A 21,422-nucleotide genomic window follows, 5' to 3' on the forward strand; every position below is an offset into this window, starting at 1 on the left:
TATCTGCCTATCAAGCATGTTGAAGAAGTGCTTAGCGTCAGATATAGCATCGTTATCATATATGTGACTGCCGTCTTTGAACGTAGCAGTACCAAATAGCCAAAAGTTCTGACTACGTACCCACTTTGCACCGTCTAATTTAAGTCGTTCTGTAAATTGCACGTTTTTCCTACACTTAATGTTCTGTTGGTAAATACACAGTAACTAGCTGTGCATGTAGTTATTTATCAACGGAGGAATGATTGATGCAGAAGACGGTACTAAACGATGTATTTGAGTTATTGCAGCAGATTGGCGCTGTGAGAAGCGAAAGCGAATTTAGTAAAGATTGGTTATGCAGAAGCGAATGCTACATGCGCACGCTACGTTTTAAGCGTGTTAAACCAAGTGTGGGTACATTAGCTATATGTGCGAGCAAATTACAGCACTACGGACGCTGTATGACGGCGACAGAACAGCATACGCAGCTTGGCAAGCGTTTTATTGAACTGAGCGAACAGTGTCACAAGCAGATTAATACAGATGCTGTGGGGTGGTGGAAAGACGAGGTGAGGGTTTGACAACTAGTACTGTAGCTTCACGTCAACAATCTCGTCATCCGAAATTGGGCTTTAAGCGTGAAAATTTCGTGCAGCGGTCTTCTGCGGTGAAGTACTTACAGAAGTGAGGTGAAGAAATACACTCGGTACTCATCACTAGTTGCTAAATAACAGTATGAACAAGAGCGCTTTACAAGACATACAGCAAGCATTGAACGCGATACGTGGTGAGATTGAACGAGTAGACGACGAGACAAAGTGGGCAGCACTTGAATTGATGCTAGGCACAAGCAGCAGTGTGGTAGCACTTGCTAAAAAGATGGCAAAACCAGAAACAAAGACAGTCACACGTACTGTCGCTGTTCCAAAGACAAAGATAGTCACGCAACAACCACAGCAACAGACGACACCAAAAGACACAGAACGAACAGACTTCACACCTATTCGTCCACAACCACCGTTAGCAAATCAACAAGACGACAGAAAAAAGCGTTAGGAAACCAGTCAAAAGTACATGGTTTGTAGCTGTTTGACTGTAAGGTTGACAGTACGACTGACTGGCATAGTGAGACGCTGTCCAAATACTATTCGTGACAATGCAACATGTTACAGCAAGCGTAGGAGAAACGTGCTGTTCATCCTTTTAACAAATCTATAATATAAGACTGATACTTAACCTATGGAGGTGTGAGATGAAATCTTATGACGAATTGAAAGCTGAAATGGAAGTAATTCAGCAGCAGATGGTTGAAGCGAAGAAGAACGAACGTGCTAACGCACTGAAAGAGGTAAAGCGGCTTTGCAAAGAGTTTGGCTTTACTGCTGGCATGCTTAAGGGATCTCTTGCTAAAGGACGGAAGTAAACAATGGAAATAAAGTTGAACGATTTAATTAACTCGATCCAAAATCTGGTACGACAGATTGGACACGAAGTAGTGCCTTCTGCGAGACTACAAGACTTTGTTATTCATGAGTACGCAAGTTATGAGGAGTATAAAGAAACCCAAATTAAATTTAATAAAATTAAAATTAACAATATTTGGGCGGATGACGTCACTCTCAAACGAGTCGTAGAAATAGCGCACAATAAGTTAGGATCAGAAAGAAAAAATTTACGCATTCTGTGCCATGGCTCCCGCAACGGCTATGAGGTGCAGTGCCTGAAAAAATTCTTACCAGATGCTGAAATATTGGGAACAGATATTTCCGATACGGCATCTGACTATGGCTTAGTAGAATGGGACTTTCACGATGTGAATAGTGACTGGCTGAAGCGCTTTGATGTAATTTATACCAATTCTTTAGATCAATCCTGGAAGCCTCGGGAAGCTTTAACAGTATGGCTTGATCAATTGAACAACGACGGAATTCTAATTATTGAGCATACAGAAGCACACTCTCCAACAGGTGCTTCTAAGATGGATCCGTTTGGTGTTCGTCCTATTGCATTTCCATACATCATAACCAAGTGGTTTGAGGACAAGGTAGCTATCAGTTGGACTGTGGGTAAAAAAGGTAATATGAATTTAGAGGCTTATTTATTTGCCATTCGCAATACTAAGATTTGAAGCTCACAGAATTATGCGATGCATTGTGTAACAAAGGATTGCGTGAACTCTTGAATTGTAACAGTTATACAAGTCTAGGACTAGCGTGCAGATTGGGTGTGGAGTTACACACAAGTTACACAAGCTCTATGAGGATGATGTAAGTAATTGATAATAAACTGAAAAAAATCAAAGTTACTACTGAGTGGGAATGACCCCAGACGCACCATCGGTTGAGCCGCTGATCGAACTCCCACCCGCGGAGAAAATCCAAGGCCGCTACGTGGACACGGTCAAGTGGATTGCAACCATCATCCAGCTGATCGGCTACGGCTTAACGGGCCTCAATATGGTGCCCTATAACATCTTCTTTTTCTTCGCCGGCATTTTCTTGTGGTTTGCAGTCGGAGTGATGTGGAAAGACCGCGCCATAATGGTTGTTCATGTCGGCGCATTCATTTCGCTCGCCGCAGGGTACTTGAACGCTTAGCTTTCGGCTCCGTGAACAAAGCTACCTCTTGCAGCGCGTCGGCGTTATGCGTGGTTAAGATTTTCATAGGACAACCAGATGACAAAAGAAAAAGCACTCGAATGGTTTGGCGTCACTACTGCGATTGCATACTCATTGTTGGTGGCATCAAATTCTGGCTATGAATTTTGGGGCTTTAGTTTGCTACTAATCTCGTCATTTTCTATCGGCTTGTGGGCCTTTTTGTGCAATCACAGAGCCATGTTGCTACTGCAATTTTTCTACGCGAGCGCTGGTATAATTGGGATGTTCCGGTGGGCATGATGTCTGATCGGCAGTGGCTCAGATGACATCGCAACTGAAAGCCTGCATTTGGATGCTTGGCGCCGTCGTCAGCTTTTCGGCCATGGCGTTGGCTGGCCGGGTTGTCTCTGTGGATTTGGATACGTTTGAGATCATGACGTATCGCAGCCTCGTCGGCGTTATTGTCATGGCGACGATCATTTTTGCATCTGGCGGGGTGCGGCGCATTCAAACAGATCGGTTCGGCCTCCATCTTATTCGCAACATTTGTCATTTTACGGGACAGAACCTTTGGTTTTATGCGCTAACGCTGATCCCCCTCGCCCAGCTTTTTGCGCTAGAATTCACGACGCCGCTGTGGGTGCTCATCCTGTCGCCTCTACTTTTAAGTGAACGCCTGACGCGGGTACGCATCCTCGTCGCGCTCATTGGTTTTTTGGGTGTTCTGATCGTCACACGCCCCACGATGGGCAGCATCTCGGTGGGTACTTTAACTGCGGCGAGTTCGGCGATTTTCTTCGCAGGCTCTATCCTATTCACTCGAAAGCTGACAGCCGATCAGTCGACACTGACAATCCTGACGTGGTTGGTCGGCCTACAAGCAGTCTTTGGCATAATCTGCGCAGGGATCGACGGTGATATCGCAGGCCCTTCCCTCGCTATGACACCGTTCATACTCATCATCGGTTTCGCAGGGTTGCTGGCGCATGCATGTTTGGTTCAGGCGCTGTCACTAGCACCTGCAATGCTGGTGGTGCCGATTGATTTCCTGCGCCTGCCTCTTATTGCAGTCTTGGCGATGATCTTATTCGGTGAGCATTTGGACCCTTGGGTGTTTGTTGGCGCTGCAATCATCTTTGGGGCGAATTACACAAATATTTGGGCTGAGACGCGGAATTCACGCACTTAGAAAAATATTCACGCAACCCGCGTCAATATGCTGGACCCCCTGATTAACGCCGCGTAACAATTGCGCGGAAAACCGCTTGCCTGCTAACAAATTAAGCAGGTTTAAACCAAAGTTCATTCAGGGAAGAGATAATGAATAAGCTAACAACAGCAGGCGCAGTACTTCTGGCCACGACCTCACTTGCAGCGGCGGGTGGCATTGACCGTTCCAACCAATTTATCGGACCGTTATTTGAAGCCGGCGGTGAAACAGGCAGCTATGTTCAGCTAAGCATTGGCAAGGTTGACCCGACGACGACGTTTAGTGCTGGGGCGTCTTCCGCAGATACCATTTTGCCGACCTATATCTCATCATCTTTCGCTATTAAATCAGACCTATCCGAGAAATTGAGTTTTGGTGTCATTGTAGACGCACCTTTCGGTGTCGAAGTCGACTACACGGGCACGGCACTAGATGCCGCCCCTGGAGTAAGCCCAGCTCCCCAAGCCGATCTTTCCACTCAAGCAATTACTGGCCTGCTGCGTTATAAAATTAATGAAAACTTCAGCGTCCACGCGGGCATACGCGGCCTTTCAGTCGACGGTCACGTCATAAATGACCAAGGCATTCTAACAGCATCTAATGATCGCAATTGGGGCTACGTTGCAGGTGTCGCTTATGAACGATCAGACATCGCCATGCGAATTGCTATCACCTATAATGGTGAAATCGATAATGACATGGCTGGTACGTTGGTTACACCCCAAAATCTAACTGGAGCGATTGATAATTTCAACGTCACAACACCCGAAAGTATTAACGTAGAATTTCAGACCGGGATTGCTGCTGACACGCTTCTGTTTGGGACCATGCGCTATGCTAAATACGATGGCTTCAATCTGACAACAACTGAAGGTGTAAATTTTGTGACTTTCACAAACGATACGCTAGATTACTCGGTCGGTCTTGGGCGCCAATTGTCCGAAAAATATTCAGTTGCTGCAACTTATAGCAAAGGCGAAGCTGGAGCCCGTCCTGGGACTACACCTCTCGCACCAACCAACGGCTCTGACACCATTGGCTTAGCAGCTACTTACACTGAAGGTAACATGAAGCTCACAGCCGGCGTTTCTTACGGTAAACTTGGAGATCAGGACGTGGGTGCATTCCAATATCGCGATGCAAGCGTCGTGGGCTTTGGCCTTCGCCTTGGCTATAACTTCTAAACTTAGCTAACTCACGCTATCCCCGCCCCGCCCTTCATCCGAAGTGGCGGGGTTTTCTTTATCTACGCTCCAAAGCGCTGCCTTGCACCGGTGCCTTTGTAGGGCTATCTCAAGTCTCCATGCAGATTTTTCGAAGGGGCGCAGCCCATGCTCTACAGTTCAGCACAAGAATGGCGCGATGCTCCGCACAAGAGGATCGTTTTGTTTGCGATGTCTGGCTTGGGCAAAACCTATGTCTCCGAGATGCTTCAGCAGACCGGCACATGGTTTCACTACTCTATCGATTACCGGATCGGCACCCGTTACATGGCCGAACCGATTGCGGATAATTGTAAGCGCGAAGCGATGAAAGTCCCGTTCTTGCGGGAAATGCTTCTGGCTGATGCAATCCATATTGCGCCGAATATTCACGATCACGACCTGACTGCTGTTGCAGCATATACCGGAAAACCCGGAAACGAGGCGCAGGGTGGCCTGAGCTTTGATGCCTATATGAAGCGTCAAAAACAGTTTGAGGCGGCTGAGACCCAAGCCCTGCTCGACACAAATGAATTTATGGAGCGCGCCGAGGACATCTACGGCTACGATAATTTTGTCTGCGACACGGGCGGCTCTATTTGTGAGTGGGTCGATGCCGAAAATCCTAACGATCCGATCTTGAACGCTTTGGCCAAAAACGCACTTCTCGTCTGGATTAAAGGCAGCGATGCCCATAGCCAATCATTGGTAGAACGCTTTGACAGGTCACCCAAGCCAATGTGCTATGACACAGAATTCACCACTGATTGTTGGGAAACTTATTTAATTGAAAGCAACATAGTAGAGAGTGAAGTTAATCCAGATGACTTTATCCGCTGGATGTATGCGCGCGCGATGGAACACCGCCAACCCCGTTATGAAGCAATGGCAAAATGGGGCGTTACGCTTGATGCAAATGATGTCATGAAAGTCCGGTCTGCAGACGAGTTCTGCGAGCTGATCGCCGCTGCGCTGCCTTAGGTAAGGACACCCGAAAATGCCCATTAAACTGCCTGCGGATCTTCCCGCCTACGATATTTTGACCCGCGAGGGCGTGAGCGTTCTGGACGAGACCGTCGCTGCGCGCCAAGATATTCGCCCGCTGAAAATTGCTTTGCTTAACCTGATGCCAAAGAAAATTCAGACCGAGACACAATTCGCGCGGTTGATTGGTGCAACACCCCTGCAGATTGAGCTGACACTTGTCCGCATGTCCGAGCACCAGACCAAAAACACCGCCGCCGAGCATATGGAGACGTTTTATCGTCCCTTCCAAGACATCAAAGGCGAGAAGTTTGACGGCCTCATCATTACTGGTGCGCCAATTGAGCACCTGCAATTTGATGAGGTGACCTACTGGGATGAGTTGCGCGAGGTTTTTGAGTGGACCCAGACCAACGTGCATTCCACATTTGGTGTATGCTGGGGCGGAATGGCGATGATTAACTATTTTCATGGCGTCACAAAGCACCTTCTTGATGCCAAGGCATTTGGGTGTTTCCGTCATAAAAACCTTGATGCGGCATCACCCTATTTGCGTGGGTTTTCGGACGATTGCGTGATCCCCGTGAGCCGCTGGACAGAGATGGACGCAGGCGAAATTAACCAAGCGGGCCTCAAAACGCTGTTGGGAAGTGATGCGGTTGGACCGTGCCTTGTTGAGGATAACGCACGCCGCGCGCTCTATATTTTTAACCATTTTGAGTATGATACCGGCACCCTAAAACAAGAATATGATCGCGATGTTTCTGAGGGAACCGCGATCAATGTACCCGTTAACTATTATCCCGAAGATGATCCTGCTGCGGCACCGCAAAACCGCTGGCGCAGTCACGCACATCTTCTTTATGGGAACTGGATAAATGAAATCTACCAAACGACGCCCTACGAGATTGAAAACATTGGGACTTAGCCTTCTTGCCATTGGGATTTGCGTCGTTCTGATCTCTGCCTTTGTGGGGATCATGGCGCGCAAAAACGAACGGGCAGCTGAGGCTAATTTTCCACCCATTGGCCAATTCGTTAACGTGGATGGCCGCCAAGTCCATGCGCTGGTTACGGGGACGGGGCCTGATTTGATCCTGATCCATGGGGCATCTGGCAACATTCGCGACTGGACGTTCGATTTTGTTGACCAACTCAAGGATCGCTACCGCGTTATCGTGATGGATCGTCCGGGCTTGGGCTACACAGACCGGGCGGACCCTACCCTTTCCGGCGCGTGGAGCACGGACGCGGAGATGCCTCAACAGCAAGCACGAATGCTGAAAGCCGCAGCAGATCAGTTGGGCGTCAAAAATCCAATTATCCTTGGCTACAGCTTTGGTGGTGCCGTGGCGATGGCTTGGGCGTTGGAGTTTCCCGATCATCCAAGCGGCATCGTTATTCTCAGCGGCGCGACTGAACCGTGGCCCGGACCGCTTGATCTATTTTACCGCGTAAATGGCAGCCTGATCGGAGGCTTGATCACAACGCCTTTGATTGCAGCTTTTGCAAGTGAGGCGCGGATCAATGCCTCAATCAATTCGATATTTGAGCCGGCCGAGCCGCCAGAGGGGTACAACGATTATATTGGAGGTGCTTTGGTGACGCGGCGCGCTTCTATGCGCGCAAACGCACGGCAGGTTCTTGGGCTACGCCCGCATTTGGTAGAAATGTCCAAGCAGTATCCTGGCATCACACTGCCAACTGAAATCTTGCATGGCGACGCGGATACAATCGTACCAGCCAGTATTCATGCGCGTGTGCTTGATACTCAATTACCGAACAGTCGTCTCACAATCCTGAATGGCGTTGGACACATGCCTCATCACACCAATCCCGCGGATGTGATTGCTGCAATTGATCGCCTGCGACAGACCCCCTAGCGCGATTAGCTTTGCTTTGTCATAGTGTGGATCAAGGTTGGCGGTGAAGGTGTTGATATGTCAAGTTTTTCCAAAGATGCGGTGCATCAGTTCTTCAGCGAACATGCGCCGAAGGATATACGCCAAGCTATCAATAACAGCGCTAAGGGGGCAATTCTTGATGCAGGCTACCCATATGATGAGCGCCGAAAGCGGAAAGCCTATGAGGCGCATATGGCCAAGCTACAAATTGAACTGGTCAAAATGCAGTCGTGGGTCAAGAAAAGCGGTGCGCGGGTTGCGGTTGTATTTGAGGGCCGTGATGCTGCAGGCAAAGGCGGCACTATTAAACGGCTGCGCGAAAACCTGAATCCCCGTCAGGCGCGTGTCGTAGCCCTTGCAAAGCCAACCGAAAAAGAGGCCGGCGAGTGGTATTTTCAGCGCTACGTGAAGCATATGCCAACTGCCGGTGGCATGACGTTTTTTGATCGTAGTTGGTATAATCGAGGCGTTGTCGAGCATGTCTTTAAATTTTGCACCCCTACGCAGCGACAGCTTTGGTTCGATCAAACGCCCCACTTCGAAGATATGATGGTGAGCGATGGGATACAGCTGATCAAAATTTGGCTGAACGTCGGGCGAGCCGAACAACTACGCCGTTTTTTGCGCCGCGAGGCTGATCCTTTGAAACAATGGAAGCTCTCTTGGATCGATGTTGAGGGTCTTGGGAAATGGGACAGCTATTCGAAGGCAATTGGTGAGACACTGTCTCGGACACATACTGACACGTGTCCGTGGACAGTTGTTCGTAGCGATGACAAACGACGTGCGCGGATCGCAGCAATCCAAACCATCCTAACGCGCGTGACGTACGACGGGCGGGATGATGATGCCATTGGCCCAATTGACCAAGGGATTATTGGCGCGCCTTCATCACTGACAAATCTTGCGTAAAACTTACTGATCAAAAAACACCAATGCGTCTTCGCGCCAACTGATGCGGACAGGTGTCCCAATCTCTAGAATCTCGCGCCCCATCAGATTTTTCATCGAAATCGTGAGGGTCTTGTCCAAGCCATCAAGCCCGACTTCATAGTAGGTCATATCACCATAGTAAGCCCGATCAGCAATTGTAGCGGCTGCAACACGGTCGCGATCAGGCTCGCCAGGAAACAGAATGGACATGGTCTCGGGCCTGATACCAGCGTGCGAGACAGTGTCTCGCGCTGGGGCGGACACCTGTCCAAGCCCCGCAATCACTAAACTTCCCGCATTTTGCGCAACGGGCATCACGTTCATAGTGCCAATGAACTCACCAACTTTACGTGAGGCCGGCGCACGGTACAGGGTCTGCGGGTCAGCCAATTGCGCAATCTGGCCTTCGAACATGACGGCGATCCGATCGCTCATGATCAGCGCTTCTTCCTGATCATGGGTCACCAAGATGAATGTAATGCCGACCTGCCGCTGAAGACGACGCAGTTCAAGCTGCATCTGCTCGCGCAGTTTCTTGTCTAGCGCGGAAAGCGGCTCGTCCAAAAGAAGAACTTTAGGCTTAAGAACAAGCGCGCGGGCCAAGGCAACACGTTGACGTTGCCCGCCAGACAAAGCGTTAGCCGCGCGGGCGCCAAACCCATTTAGCCCAACCATTTCAAGGGCTTCACCGACGACACGAGTTTGCTCTGGCTTACTTAAGTCTGACTTGCGTAAACCAAACGCCACGTTTTGCGCGACGTTCAAATGCGGGAAAATCGCATAACTTTGAAACACCATATTGGTCGGTCGGCGGTTTGGCGGCACCTGCGCCATATCAGCACCGGCAATCTTAAGCGTCCCGCTTTCAATATCTTCGAACCCTGCAATCGTGCGCAGCAGCGTTGTTTTTCCACAGCCAGATGGACCAAGCAGAGAGAAGAACTCCCCTGCTTCAATGTCTAAATCTATGTTCCTAAGCGCGTGGTAACTATCATAATGCTTGTTAACGCCGGATAACGAAATCATGGTCATAAAAAGCCCCCTTCGGTGCTCTGTCCCGCCTTTCGCAACCCACGACGACGAAGTGTTTCAGCCAGTGCAAGCAGCAGGATTGAGAGACATACAAGCAGCGTTCCCAAGGCCATAACGACCGGCAACTTGGTTGGAAAGCGCAACTGTGACCACAAATAAACAGGTAATGTTGGCTCTGTACTGCTTAGGAAAAAGGCGATGATAAACTCATCCAAACTGATCGTGAACGAGATAAGCAGTGACGCGATTAGTCCGGGCCAGATCAACGGCAGTGTCACGCGGTAAAACGTACTGAAGCGGGTCTCGCCTAAATCAAGTGACGCCTCTTCAAGGGCTGGATCAATGTTTTGAAAACTGGAATTTAGAATTGAAATTGCGAATGGCATACAGATCAACGTGTGACCTGCGATCACTGACCATGACCCTATGCTTAGCCCCAACTGCAAGAATACCACCAAGAGTGAAACAGCGACAATAATCTCGGGCAAGACGAGTGGTAGCATGATCAGGCCCATGATGGGCCGCTTCCCAATAAAGCGATAGCGCACGGCTGCGCGTGCCGCGCAAACACCAAGAAGTGTTGATAAAATTGCTGTTATGGAGGCGATTTTAACGGAGGTCCAAACACTGCTTGTCAGGGCTGGGATAGTGGGTAGTTGCGCAAACCACTTGGTGGTGAACCCCTGCAAAGGAAAAGCAATTGTTGTACTGTCATTGAACGCAAAAAGCGGCAGCAACACGATCGGTGCGTAGAGAAAAATCAGATAAGCCCAAGTATATGCCCTCATGACCGCACCTTTAGGAAACGCCGGTTTAGCCAGACAAACAGTGTCGCAATTACGGTCACCGCCACCATAGAAATCACGGCGAGCGCTGCGCCCATTGGGGCGTTGTTGAGTTTCAAAAACTGTGTTTGGATCATGTTCGCGATCATCAACCCGCCGGGTCCCCCAACAAGGCGCGGTGTAATATAGTCGCCGATGACGGGAATGAACACGATGAGTGTTGCGGCGACTACGCCCGGCATCGCGAGTGGAAGCGTGACGCGGAAAAAAGTCGCCACGCGGGTTTCCCCCAAGTCGCGCGAGGCCTCCAGAAGCGAGCGGTCAATCTTTTCCAAGGCCACGAAAATAGGCAAGATTGCAAAAGGTGCAAAGGCATGTGCGAGCGTGATGATTACGGCATTTAGATTGTACAAAATAAATGTGATTGGTGCATCAATGATACCAAGCTCAATCAAACCTGAGTTAATGACGCCGTTGAACCCCAGAACAACTTTCCACAGGAAAACGCGGATCAGGTAGCTTGTCCAAAACGGGATCGTAATCAAAAAGAGCCACAGCGATTTGCGCGACGGCTTCACATGAAAGCTGATGAAGTAAGCCACCGGAAAAGCTGTGATGACGGTCAGCAGTGTCACCGCCCCCGCAACCAAAAGCGAGCGGCCCAGTAGCAATCCGTAAATCGGATCTTGGGCTGCCTCAACGTAATTTTTGATCGTGAAATCAGTATTCAGCGTCAGGTAATCTTGTGTCCAAAAGCTGAACAAAATAATTGCCCCGAGCGGCCCCGCAAGCAGCACCAAAGTGGTGAAAAACGGCGGGCTAACCAGTAAAAGCCCCCGACGGGAATTATGAGAAACATCATTTGCCACAGGCTATATTTGCAAGGGAATTGCGTCCTGTGCAAACGGGTTTATCGCCAGCAGGAAGGTAATTCGATATCAGGCATCTCATTAACGTTGGGTCGATCAAGAGAATGCGGAAAGCTGAGCTGTTGATGCGTTAGACCGCAGCGATCTTTTCGATGAAGCGTAACCTCAAGAAGCGGCGGAACCGAAATGCCATTTCGGCTTACCACAGGTGCACAATTGTTAGGATGCAAATGCACCACGTGGTGAAATTTGGTTAATTTGCGGAAAAAACTGCTAATCAGCGGCAAAGCACCCCGAGAGAATAAATTGTGCAAGTGATGCAGTTCGATAACGATGGTTCGAAAGCGCATCAACGTAGCGTCTGAAAGGTGCGCAAATATATCGAATTCCGCGCCTTCAACATCCATCTGCAATACCAAATCACCTGTCCCTGCTTGCCGCTGCGCAACCCAATCCTCAAGATCCATGAAGTTTTCAGCAACATCGCTCCCAATGAATTTTTGCTCAAAGGTAATCAGCGGATGCTTACTTGGGGCTTGATTGACACTCGCATCGGCCAGAAAACACGGAATGTGATAATCATGCGCAAGCTGTGTTTCGAACGTCGCAACATCATCAACACCTGGTGAGAAACACGCATCAATTCCATCCAAATCGTCTGGTAACAGGTACCCGCCGTCACCCTGCCCGCCGATCCGGATCAAAGGGGTCTGGATTGAGACAGGTCGCAAAAGTGAAATAGCCGCAGACACATCAGCCTGCGCGGCAAGACCTCCAACAAATACCTCATTCCGAGCCGCTAGCCGTTGAATACCTGTCCGAATAAAATGTTTCACCTAGTACTCACCACTGTGACGATTTCAGTCAGAAAAGCACTACCAACTTAAAGTTACATGAATACTGCCGGAGCGCTTGCAGGTGCTAACGTGACGCGAAATACAAAAAAGCCCCACCAGTTGGCAGGGCTTTCTTGAATAATGAACGTAAAACTTAGCGCTTTGAGAACTGGAAGCTCTTACGCGCTTTTGCTTTACCGTATTTCTTACGCTCAACAACACGGCTGTCGCGTGTGAGGAAGCCAGCGGCTTTCAACGCGCCACGCAGGCTGGGGTCGTACAGTTGCAATGCTTTGGAAATGCCGTGCTTAACCGCACCAGCTTGACCAGAAAGACCGCCACCTTTGACAGTCGCCATCACGTCGAACTGATCTTCTGTACCAGAGACTGTGAAAGGCTGACGCAGGATCATTTGCAGCACGGGGCGTGCAAAATAGACCTTCATCTCTTTACCGTTCACAACAACTTTGCCGGAGCCTGGCTTGATCCAAACGCGTGCAACCGCGTCTTTACGTTTACCAGTTGCATAAGAACGACCAAGGTCGTCACGGACGGGCTCGCGTGGGGTCATCTCAACTTCTGCTGCTGCAACAGTGCCTTCGGCAACTGCGTTCAGCTCATCGAGGCTTTTGATTTCTTCAGCCATCTATCAGACCCTCGTGTTCTTTGAGTTCATGGATTTGACGTCCAGCACTTCGGGGCTTTGCGCCTCGTGGGGGTGCTCGGCGCCTGCATATACACGCAGGTTCGTCATTTGCTGGCGTGACAGGCGGTTGCCTGGCAACATGCGTTTGATCGCAAGTGTTACAACGCGCTCAGGGTGATCACCTTCCAAGATTTGCTCTTTGGTACGGTATTTGATGCCACCTGGGTAGCCAGTGTGCCAGTAGTAACGCTCTTCGCGTTTCTTACCAGTCAACTGAACTTTGTCAGCGTTGATGATGATGACGTTGTCACCCATGTCCATGTGGGGCGTGAACGACGGCTTGTGCTTGCCGCGAAGACGCATCGCAACAATCGACGCAAGACGGCCCAGCACCACGCCTTCAGCGTCGATGATGATCCACTTCTTGTCGATGTCTGCGGGTGTCGCAGTGAAGGTTTTCATGTTTCTATCCTTGGAATGTCAGCGGAAAGGCTCCGCGGGTATTCGATTGCGCCCTTATATAGGCGCAAAAATAGCAGTCAACAACACAAAACAGCGAAAAACCGTTCATAATCAGTAGCTTAAAAAATAGGTATTAAAATACCCCAGCAAATTACTGCTTTGGCGGGATGGAATAGGTCAATGACGCACGGGCAACCGGCCGATCATCTCCAACACTGAACACAAGTGCATCACAAACTGCCAGTTGCCGTCCCAGCTTCAACAGCCGCACGTCACAGATCACATCTTTACCTGCGATAGGTTTGCGCATAAAATCGATACTACAGTTCGTGGTCACCGTCAGCGCCTCAAGACCGATGCGCGATAAAATTGCCAGATACGCCCCTACATCGGCCAGCCCAAACATCGCAGGCCCAGATACTGTGCCGCCGGGGCGCAAGTGCCTCTCGGCCACGTTAAGACGCAGCTTGATCCCGTGTGCCGTGATTTCATCAACAGTGAAGTCGTCCTTCACTTGTTCAAAATCCCGCGCCAAAAATGCGGTCAGCTCTGCGGCAGTAAGAAGTGGGTCAGTCATTGCAACTCTCAACAATTTCGGCCCTACTGTAGCCACAAGATTGTGAGGAACAAGATGACTGATACGCAAACGTCTCTTTATACCCGTTGTGATGCGAACGGCGTCGCGTACATTGAGTTAGCAACACCGCAAACGCTTAACGCTCTTTCAAGTCAGATGATTGGGGCACTGACCGCACTGTTTGTGGATATTGCCGCCGATCAAGACATCCGATGCGTTGTTCTCAGCGGGGCCGGCAAAGCCTTTTGCGCGGGTCACAACCTCAAAGAAATGCAAGCAATGCGCGAAGGTCCGGATGCTGGTGCCCGTGAGCTGACTGCCCTTTTCGATGCATGCGCGCAGATGATGACCGCCATTCGTACCCTGCCCCAACCCGTCATTGCGCAAGTTCATGGTGTCGCCGCTGCCGCAGGATGTCAGCTCGTTGCCGCCTGCGATATGGCTGTCGCGGCTGAAGGAACACGGTTTGCAGTTAATGGTGTAAACATCGGGCTGTTTTGCTCAACGCCCATGGTGGCCCTGTCGCGCAATCTGCCCCGTAAGCAGGCCTTTGAAATGCTCGTAACCGGTGACTTCATTGACACCAATCGCGCGCTTGAACTCGGACTGATCAACCGTATCGCGGAACCCAGCAAACTGGCGTCCGTGACACGCGATTTGGCCGAAACGGTTGCCGCTAAACTGGGGACTGCTGTGCGTCTTGGTAAGGGCGCGTTTTACGATCAACTCGAAATGCCCGTGGCAGATGCATATGCTTTTACCCGTGACGTGATGGTTCAAAATATGGCTGATGAAGACACCGCTGAAGGCATTACGGCCTTCAATGAAAAGCGTAAACCAAACTGGGATATCACCAACAGCTAAGCGCCGCTTGAAATTCGACCTGAACGCCCCATTGCACCCCATATGCAGGAAGTGCTATTGTTTTGATAACAATATATAGCGCGCGAGCCATAGTGCGCATGGAAAGTTAAGGTATCACATGAGCGACACGCCAGAAACACCTGAAAACGAAGAAGAAAACACTGTTCAAGGGTATGTTTACGACGGACCGCAAGTCGACATCGTCGATGAGATGAAAACGGCCTATCTTGATTACGCGATGTCGGTCATCGTCAGCCGTGCGATCCCTGACCTGCGTGATGGTCTGAAACCTGTGCACCGCCGCATCCTTTATGCGATGCATGAAACAGGTAATACCGCCGAAAAGTCCTATCGTAAGTCTGCCCGCCCTGTTGGCGATGTGATGGGTAAATATCACCCCCACGGCGACAGCGCGATTTACGACGCTCTTGTCCGGATGGCCCAAGATTTCTCAATGTCGCTTCCGCTGCTGGATGGTCAGGGTAACTTCGGCTCCATGGACGGCGATAACGCGGCTGCCATGCGCTATACCGAAGTCCGCATGGACAAACCGGCAGGTGCGTTGCTTGCAGATATTGAAAAAGAGACCGTTGATTTCCAAGACAACTACGACGGCAAAGATACTGAGCCGACTGTTCTGCCCGCACGTTTTCCAAACATGCTGGTCAACGGTGCTGGCGGTATTGCTGTTGGTATGGCCACAAATATCCCACCCCATAACTTGGGCGAGGTAATCGATGCCACTTTGGCGCTTATTGAGCAGCCTGATCTAACTTCAGAGCAGCTGATTGACTATATTCCAGGTCCTGATTTTCCAACGGGCGGCATTATGTTGGGCCGCTCTGGCGCGCGTAAGGCCTATCTTGAGGGACGTGGCAGCGTTGTGATCCGCTCCAAAACCCGCGTTGAGGAAATACGTAAGGATCGTTGGGCGATTGTGATCGACGAAATCCCCTATCAGGTGAACAAAGCCTCTATGATCGACAAAATCGCGGAACAAGTTCGCGAGAAAAAGATCGAAGGCATCAGCCACGTTCAAGACGAATCTGACCGTAACGGTGTGCGCGTTGTTATTGAGCTAAAACGGGACGCGACAGCTGAAGTCGTTCTCAACCAGTTGTTCCGCTTTACCCCCATGCAAACAAGCTTTGGTGCCAACATGTTGGCCCTGAACGGCGGCAAGCCCGAACAACTTACACTCCGTAAGTTCCTGACATCGTTTATTGCTTTCCGCGAAGAAGTCGTGGCGCGCCGCACCGCCTTTGATTTGCGCAAAGCCCGCGAACGTAGTCACGTACTGTGTGGTTTGGCTGTGGCTGTATCAAATGTGGATGAGATCGTTGCAACGATCCGGTCCTCTGCCGATGCTGCTGAGGCCCGTGAAAAACTGATGACGCGCCGCTGGCCCGCCCAAGATATTTTGGCCTACATCAAGTTGATCGATGATCCGACCCATAAGGCCAATGAAGACGGTACATATAATCTGTCTGAGACTCAGGCGCGCGCCATCCTTGAATTGCGCCTGCAACGCCTAACACAGCTTGGCGTGTCCGAAGTCACGGATGAGTTGGAAGCACTTGCGGCCAAAATCACCGAATACCTTGATATCTTGCGCTCTCGCGAGCGTATCATGGGCATCATCACTGATGAGCTGACCGAAGTTCGTGACGCATATGCGGTGCCGCGCCGTACAGAGATCGTCGATTGGTCCGGCGACATGGAAGACGAGGACCTGATCGAACGCGAAGACATGGTCGTCACAATTACCCAAGGTGGCTACATCAAGCGGACACCGCTTGCTGACTTCCGCGCCCAACGTCGCGGTGGCAAAGGCTTGTCCGGCATGGCGACCAAAGACGAAGACGTGGTCACATCGCTGTTTGTAGCTAATACCCACACGCAACTGCTGTTCTTCACGACAGATGGCATGGTTTACAAGCTCAAGACGTGGCGCCTGCCCCAAGGCTCACGCACATCAAAAGGCAAAGCAATCGTCAATATCCTGCCCATCCCGCAGGGTGTGTCGATTGCTGCGATCATGCCGGTGGACCGTGATGAAAAAGAGTGGGACGATCTGCAGGTTGTCTTCGCAACATCCGCGGGCACCGTGCGCCGCAACAAGCTTTCCGATTTCACGAACGTCATGCGCAACGGCAAAATCGCGATGAAGTTTGAGGGCGAGCACGAGAACACCACACTTATCAACGCACGCATCGCGTCGAACGACGATGATGTCATGTTGGTGACCAACTCAGGTCGCGCCATCCGATTTAAAGCAACAGACGTCCGTATCTTCAACTCACGGGCCTCGGTCGGTGTGCGCGGTGTTAAACTTGCAGGCGATGATACTGTTGTCTCAATGTCGATCATCCGCCACTTCGAGGCATCATCGGAAGAACGTGCTGCATATTTGAAAATGCGTAGACTTGTGGCAGGCTTAACAGACGAAGTTGATGCAGCAGATGAAGAAGCAGTTGCTGATATTAACCTGCCCCAAGAGCGTTACGTCGAAATGTCTGCTTCCGAGAACCTGATCCTGACCATCACGGAAAACGGTGCGGGCAAAATGTCATCCAGCCATGACTATCCGCTGCGTGGACGCGGCGGCATGGGTGTGCAGGCAATGGATAAAGCCATGCGCGGCGGTCAGATCGTCGCTTCCTTCCCGATTGAGTTGGAAGATCAGATCATGTTGGTGACCAGCAAAGGTCAGTCCATTCGCGTCCCTGTTGAAGGCATTAGCTTTAGGTCGCGTAGCGCTGGTGGTGTGAAAGTATTTGATACATCTAAAGGTGAAAAAGTCGTAAGCGTGGCTTGGATTGCGGATCAGACAGCGGAAGATGCTGATGTAGAAGACGGTGGCGACGCTGCACCCGACACTTCGGCCGACGCATAGAAAAGGACTGTTTCCGCATTAATTTCGATTGTTCGCAAATTAATTGTGGCGCAATTGAGGCTTTGTTTGGTAACAATGAGGCAAGTTAATGCGGGTCCTCCAACCCGGTCACTTAATGACCCCCGACGCTTCCAACGTCGGGGGTCATTGCGTTTAGACTTCTGTGCGCAATCCACTTCGAAGATGATGCAAGTTACGACATCGTTTTCATTGATTTGCGCGGCAGGCTGGATTACCTGCTGCATATGACAAAAACACTCAATATCATCGGCGGCGGAATGGCCGGATCGGAAGCCGCATGGCAGGCAGCAAATCAGGGCATCTCTGTGGTGATCCACGAAATGCGGCCCAAAGTTGGCACCTTCGCGCACCAAACGGGCAACCTTGGTGAAATGGTATGCTCAAATTCTTTCCGTTCGGACGATAATGAGCAGAACGCCGTCGGTCTGCTGCATTGGGAGATGCGCCAAGCCAACGGCTTGATCATGAACATCGCTGAAAAGCACCGCATCCCCGCTGGTGGCGCGCTGGCTGTTGATCGCGAGCCCTTCGCAGAATCCGTCACGGCCGCCTTGAAGGCGCACCCAAACATCTCGGTCAGCTACGACGAAATCACCGAGCTTCCCGATGACGGCCATTGGATTGTGGCGACAGGTCCCCTGACATCAGACGCGCTGTCAGCATCCATTGCCAAAGCGACGGGCGCCCAAGCCTTGGCCTTTTTCGACGCAATCGCCCCTATCATCTATTTTGACACGATCGACATGTCGCAAGCGTGGATGCAGTCGCGCTATGACAAGGGCGAAACCGAAGAAGAGCGTACCGCGTACCTTAACTGCCCGATGGACAAAGCCCGGTATGAGGCCTTTATCGATGCGTTGATGGCAGCGGATAAAACCCAGTTTAAAGACGGTGAGACCGCCAAATATTTCGATGGGTGCCTGCCAGTTGAGGTAATGGCCGAACGCGGTCGCGAGACGCTGCGTTTTGGTCCGATGAAACCCGTTGGTTTGACAAACCCGCACGCGCCAGAAGACAAACCTTATGCGGTTGTGCAATTGCGTCGCGACAATGCCTTGGGCACACTTTATAACATCGTCGGCTTTCAAACCAAGATGACCTACGGGGCTCAAAAAGAAGTGCTCCGCATGATCCCCGGCCTTGAGAATGCAGAGTTTGCGCGTCTTGGTGGCATTCACCGCAATACGTTTCTTAACTCTCCCACATTGCTTACCCATGATATGAAGTTAAAAAACAACCCTAATCTGCGCTTTGCGGGTCAGATCACTGGTGTTGAAGGTTACGTTGAATCAGCGGCGATGGGCTTGCTTGCTGGCCGCATGGCTGCTGCAGAAATCAACGGTGACGACCTACCTGCGGTGCCGCAAGTAACCGCAATGGGCGCATTGGTCAGCCACATTACAGGCGGGGCGGATGCAAAAACCTTCCAGCCTATGAATGTCAACTTCGGGCTTTTCCCCCCAGTTGATGGGCTCAAAGGGGGCCGCAAAGGCCGCAAGGATCGCTACAAAGCCTATACGGATCGCGCCAAAGCAGAATGGCTTGGCTGGTTAGGTCAGGAAAAACTCGCAGCCGAGTGATGATCACGCGCTTTGCACCGTCCCCCACAGGGCCGCTTCATCTTGGTCACGCGTACTCCGCGATTTTTGCCCACGACCTAGCCCGCGCACAGGGCGGAACCTTTTTGCTGCGGATCGAAGACATTGACCGGTCACGGGCACGGGACGCGTGGGAACAGCAAATTTACGATGATCTTTCTTGGTTGGGGCTTCAGTGGGACGCCGCCCCAATCCGACAATCGGATCACCTTGCGAGGTACCGCTCTGCGTTGAATGAATTGTGGTGCTCTGGTTATCTCTATCCATGTAACTGCCGCCGCGCAGATATTGCAGCAGCTGTTAACGCCCCCCAAGAAGGCGCGCCATTATTGGGACCTGATGGTGTGATCTATCCGCGCCTTTGCTACGTGCCACCAACCCATCACAGCCGGGCCGCGGATGACATGCCATCTGATGCAGTGCTGCGTCTTGATATGACTGCGGCTGTTGCGGCGCTTGAAGTTTATAAGACGCCAATCACCTACACAAACAACGGCGCACCCGTTCAAATCACCGCGCCCGAGCTTGTTACCACTGTCGGCGATGTCGTCTTGGCGCGGCGGGATATGGGAACTTCCTATCATCTTTCCGTGGTGGTCGATGACGCAGCGCAAGGCGTCACGGATGTTGTCCGCGGCGAGGATCTTGAAAGCGCCACAGCCATCCATGTGGTTTTGCAACGTTTGCTTAACCTTCCAACACCGCAGTATCATCACCACCGTTTGATCCGCGATGACGCAGGTAAACGGCTGGCAAAACGCGATGACGCACGCGCGCTTTCCACCTACCGTGCGCAGGGCTTAAGCAGCGAAGACATTCGCAGGCTAATTGGGCTTTAGCTCGTCACCTCAGTGCCGCCGGTTACGTCTGTGAAAAAGCAGGTTCGCGCGCCTGTATGGCAGGCCGGACCGGTTTGGCGAACACTCACCAAGATACAATCGCGGTCGCAATCAATCTGCATCTGAACCAATTCTTGTGTGTGCCCCGATGTGGCACCCTTCACCCAAAACTCTGCCCGCGAGCGAGACCAATACGTCACCTGCCCCGTCTTCAGCGTGCGGCTGACGGCCTCAGCGTTCATCCATGCCAGCATCAAAACCTCATGACTGTCCACATCCTGTGCAATCACCGGCAACAGGCTCGCATCGTTGAACTTTAGAGAATTCGGATCAAACTTCATCACAGTGCCTTTCCAACTGTCCTCCACCGTCCTATCTGTCAGTCGAGTGAAACAAAAGGCCTCGCGCACATGTCCAACGAAGCAGACCTGATGAAGCTCTACTCGGCGCAGATTTTGCAGCTTACAACAGAGTTGTCGCGTGTTGGCCGCCTGGATGCCCCAAGCCACAGCGCCAAACGCCGGGCCCCGCTGTGTGGTTCAAGCGTTACGGTTGATCTGCTGGTCGAAGACGGTGTCATCCGTGATTACGCACATGACGTGAAAGCCTGTGCCTTGGGTCAAGCGGCTGCGTCTGTTGTGGCAAAAAACATTGTTGGACGTAACACCTCGCAAGTTGTTGCAACGCGTGACGCTTTGGCAAAGTTGCTGGCAGAGGATGGCCCAGTTCCGCAGGCCCCTTTTGACGGCCTTGAAGTTCTGCGCGCGGCCAAAGATTACAAAAACCGACACGCCTCAATCATGCTCGCTCTTAATGCGGCATGTGATGCGATTAGCGGTGGGTCAGATACTCAGGGCACATAAAAAAACCGCTACCTTCGTGGGAGAAGATAGCGGTCAGTAACGATCAGGCACATGTGGTGCAGATTGGTTTATCGAAGAGGCAATCCGATAAGTACGTCAGGCAGTAACGCGATATCACCTGTTTGGGGGGTCAGATATCATACCCGCACCAAGATAGATCGTAGACAGTGTCTTTACATAAATGCCGGCAAAGTGAGCGCCACCACAGTCATTGCTACAATGGCAGATACTGTGAACATGTCTTGAACCAACGTCGTTTGTGAGCGGCGAATAATGTTTTTCACATCAGCAATCATGGGTAGCTCCTTTGCAACTATGCATT

Annotated in this window: 25 protein-coding genes; 16 read left to right on the forward strand and 9 right to left on the reverse strand. The window is 51.1% G+C overall.

What is annotated here, in order from left to right:
• Positions 1 to 245: 245 nt before the first annotated feature.
• From NeNHUV3_RS01790 to ppk2, 11 genes are all read left to right on the forward strand, one after another.
• Positions 246 to 560 (forward strand): DUF6626 family protein, encoded by a 315-nt coding sequence (locus NeNHUV3_RS01790; protein WP_391482112.1) that lies wholly within the window; start codon positions 246 to 248, stop codon positions 558 to 560.
• Between the two features lie 154 nt (positions 561 to 714).
• The gene (locus NeNHUV3_RS01795; protein ID WP_391482113.1) at positions 715 to 1,035 is read left to right on the forward strand and encodes a hypothetical protein; all 321 of its coding nucleotides are present in this window, start codon (positions 715 to 717) and stop codon (positions 1,033 to 1,035) included.
• A gap of 196 nt (positions 1,036 to 1,231) precedes the next feature.
• Positions 1,232 to 1,402 carry a hypothetical protein gene (locus tag NeNHUV3_RS01800; protein ID WP_391482114.1) on the forward strand — a complete coding sequence of 57 codons (171 nt, stop codon included), beginning with the start codon at positions 1,232 to 1,234 and terminating at the stop codon, positions 1,400 to 1,402.
• Positions 1,403 to 1,417: 15 nt separating this feature from the next.
• Positions 1,418 to 2,107, forward strand: coding sequence for a hypothetical protein (locus NeNHUV3_RS01805; RefSeq protein ID WP_391482115.1), 690 nt, complete (start codon positions 1,418 to 1,420; stop codon positions 2,105 to 2,107).
• A gap of 190 nt (positions 2,108 to 2,297) precedes the next feature.
• Positions 2,298 to 2,576: a DUF6552 family protein gene (locus NeNHUV3_RS01810; protein WP_391482116.1), complete on the forward strand. Its 279-nt coding sequence runs from the start codon at positions 2,298 to 2,300 to the stop codon at positions 2,574 to 2,576.
• Positions 2,577 to 2,901: 325 nt separating this feature from the next.
• Positions 2,902 to 3,768 carry a DMT family transporter gene (locus NeNHUV3_RS01815; protein WP_391482117.1) on the forward strand — a complete coding sequence of 289 codons (867 nt, stop codon included), beginning with the start codon at positions 2,902 to 2,904 and terminating at the stop codon, positions 3,766 to 3,768.
• 131 nt (positions 3,769 to 3,899) lie between these two features.
• Positions 3,900 to 4,973, forward strand: a complete 1,074-nt coding sequence (locus NeNHUV3_RS01820; protein WP_391482118.1) for an OmpP1/FadL family transporter — start codon at positions 3,900 to 3,902, stop codon at positions 4,971 to 4,973.
• A 147-nt stretch (positions 4,974 to 5,120) separates the two neighbouring features.
• A complete protein-coding gene (locus NeNHUV3_RS01825; RefSeq protein ID WP_391482119.1) occupies positions 5,121 to 5,972 on the forward strand; it encodes an ATPase in 852 nt (283 codons plus the stop codon).
• A gap of 16 nt (positions 5,973 to 5,988) precedes the next feature.
• Positions 5,989 to 6,903 carry a homoserine O-succinyltransferase gene (metA, locus tag NeNHUV3_RS01830; RefSeq protein WP_391482120.1) on the forward strand — a complete coding sequence of 305 codons (915 nt, stop codon included), beginning with the start codon at positions 5,989 to 5,991 and terminating at the stop codon, positions 6,901 to 6,903.
• Positions 6,854 to 7,858: an alpha/beta fold hydrolase gene (locus NeNHUV3_RS01835; RefSeq protein WP_391482121.1), complete on the forward strand. Its 1,005-nt coding sequence runs from the start codon at positions 6,854 to 6,856 to the stop codon at positions 7,856 to 7,858. The genes metA and NeNHUV3_RS01835 overlap by 50 nt, the downstream gene beginning before the upstream one ends.
• 57 nt (positions 7,859 to 7,915) lie before the next feature.
• Positions 7,916 to 8,791, forward strand: a complete 876-nt coding sequence (ppk2, locus tag NeNHUV3_RS01840; RefSeq protein ID WP_391482122.1) for a polyphosphate kinase 2 — start codon at positions 7,916 to 7,918, stop codon at positions 8,789 to 8,791.
• A 3-nt stretch (positions 8,792 to 8,794) separates the two neighbouring features.
• Here the strand turns inward: ppk2 and NeNHUV3_RS01845 are convergent, their stop codons facing one another.
• The 7 genes from NeNHUV3_RS01845 to NeNHUV3_RS01875 form a co-directional block, all read right to left on the reverse strand.
• Positions 8,795 to 9,844 (reverse strand): ABC transporter ATP-binding protein, encoded by a 1,050-nt coding sequence (locus tag NeNHUV3_RS01845; protein WP_391482123.1) that lies wholly within the window; start codon positions 9,842 to 9,844, stop codon positions 8,795 to 8,797.
• On the reverse strand, positions 9,841 to 10,632 hold the full coding sequence (locus NeNHUV3_RS01850; protein WP_391482124.1) for an ABC transporter permease: 792 nt from the start codon (positions 10,630 to 10,632) through the stop codon (positions 9,841 to 9,843). The genes NeNHUV3_RS01845 and NeNHUV3_RS01850 overlap by 4 nt, the downstream gene beginning before the upstream one ends.
• Positions 10,629 to 11,498, reverse strand: coding sequence for an ABC transporter permease (locus NeNHUV3_RS01855; protein ID WP_391482125.1), 870 nt, complete (start codon positions 11,496 to 11,498; stop codon positions 10,629 to 10,631). Before NeNHUV3_RS01855 ends, NeNHUV3_RS01850 begins: the two co-directional genes overlap by 4 nt.
• Before the next feature lie 41 nt (positions 11,499 to 11,539).
• Positions 11,540 to 12,334: an FkbM family methyltransferase gene (locus NeNHUV3_RS01860; protein WP_391482126.1), complete on the reverse strand. Its 795-nt coding sequence runs from the start codon at positions 12,332 to 12,334 to the stop codon at positions 11,540 to 11,542.
• A 154-nt stretch (positions 12,335 to 12,488) separates the two neighbouring features.
• On the reverse strand, positions 12,489 to 12,980 hold the full coding sequence (rpsI, locus tag NeNHUV3_RS01865) for a 30S ribosomal protein S9 (RefSeq protein WP_341245621.1): 492 nt from the start codon (positions 12,978 to 12,980) through the stop codon (positions 12,489 to 12,491).
• A gap of 3 nt (positions 12,981 to 12,983) precedes the next feature.
• A complete protein-coding gene (gene rplM / locus NeNHUV3_RS01870) occupies positions 12,984 to 13,442 on the reverse strand; it encodes a 50S ribosomal protein L13 (protein ID WP_048597585.1) in 459 nt (152 codons plus the stop codon).
• 151 nt (positions 13,443 to 13,593) lie between these two features.
• Positions 13,594 to 14,019, reverse strand: a complete 426-nt coding sequence (locus NeNHUV3_RS01875) for a PaaI family thioesterase (protein ID WP_391482127.1) — start codon at positions 14,017 to 14,019, stop codon at positions 13,594 to 13,596.
• A 54-nt stretch (positions 14,020 to 14,073) separates the two neighbouring features.
• Here NeNHUV3_RS01875 and NeNHUV3_RS01880 point away from each other — a divergent pair, with 54 nt between their 5' ends.
• The 4 genes from NeNHUV3_RS01880 to gluQRS all read left to right on the forward strand — a co-directional run bounded on the left by NeNHUV3_RS01880 (position 14,074) and on the right by gluQRS (position 20,237).
• Positions 14,074 to 14,883 (forward strand): enoyl-CoA hydratase, encoded by an 810-nt coding sequence (locus NeNHUV3_RS01880; protein ID WP_391482128.1) that lies wholly within the window; start codon positions 14,074 to 14,076, stop codon positions 14,881 to 14,883.
• A 118-nt stretch (positions 14,884 to 15,001) separates the two neighbouring features.
• Positions 15,002 to 17,779, forward strand: coding sequence for a DNA gyrase subunit A (gyrA, locus tag NeNHUV3_RS01885; RefSeq protein WP_341245624.1), 2,778 nt, complete (start codon positions 15,002 to 15,004; stop codon positions 17,777 to 17,779).
• A gap of 245 nt (positions 17,780 to 18,024) precedes the next feature.
• A complete protein-coding gene (trmFO, locus tag NeNHUV3_RS01890) occupies positions 18,025 to 19,380 on the forward strand; it encodes a methylenetetrahydrofolate--tRNA-(uracil(54)-C(5))-methyltransferase (FADH(2)-oxidizing) TrmFO (RefSeq protein WP_391482129.1) in 1,356 nt (451 codons plus the stop codon).
• On the forward strand, positions 19,380 to 20,237 hold the full coding sequence (gluQRS, locus tag NeNHUV3_RS01895) for a tRNA glutamyl-Q(34) synthetase GluQRS (RefSeq protein ID WP_391482130.1): 858 nt from the start codon (positions 19,380 to 19,382) through the stop codon (positions 20,235 to 20,237). Before trmFO ends, gluQRS begins: the two co-directional genes overlap by 1 nt.
• On the opposite strand, the gene hisI is transcribed toward gluQRS, so the two are convergent.
• A complete protein-coding gene (gene hisI / locus NeNHUV3_RS01900) occupies positions 20,234 to 20,578 on the reverse strand; it encodes a phosphoribosyl-AMP cyclohydrolase (RefSeq protein ID WP_391482131.1) in 345 nt (114 codons plus the stop codon). The two genes, gluQRS and hisI, sit on opposite strands and share 4 nt — an antisense overlap.
• Positions 20,579 to 20,647: 69 nt before the next feature.
• Here hisI and NeNHUV3_RS01905 point away from each other — a divergent pair, with 69 nt between their 5' ends.
• On the forward strand, positions 20,648 to 21,100 hold the full coding sequence (locus NeNHUV3_RS01905) for an iron-sulfur cluster assembly scaffold protein (RefSeq protein WP_391482132.1): 453 nt from the start codon (positions 20,648 to 20,650) through the stop codon (positions 21,098 to 21,100).
• 173 nt (positions 21,101 to 21,273) lie between these two features.
• Here the strand turns inward: NeNHUV3_RS01905 and NeNHUV3_RS01910 are convergent, their stop codons facing one another.
• Positions 21,274 to 21,396 (reverse strand): hypothetical protein, encoded by a 123-nt coding sequence (locus NeNHUV3_RS01910; protein WP_391482133.1) that lies wholly within the window; start codon positions 21,394 to 21,396, stop codon positions 21,274 to 21,276.
• Positions 21,397 to 21,422: the final 26 nt, after the last annotated feature.

This window comes from Nereida sp. NH-UV-3 (assembly GCF_042939535.1).
In the GTDB taxonomy this organism is placed as follows: Bacteria; Pseudomonadota; Alphaproteobacteria; order Rhodobacterales; family Rhodobacteraceae; genus Nereida; species Nereida ignava.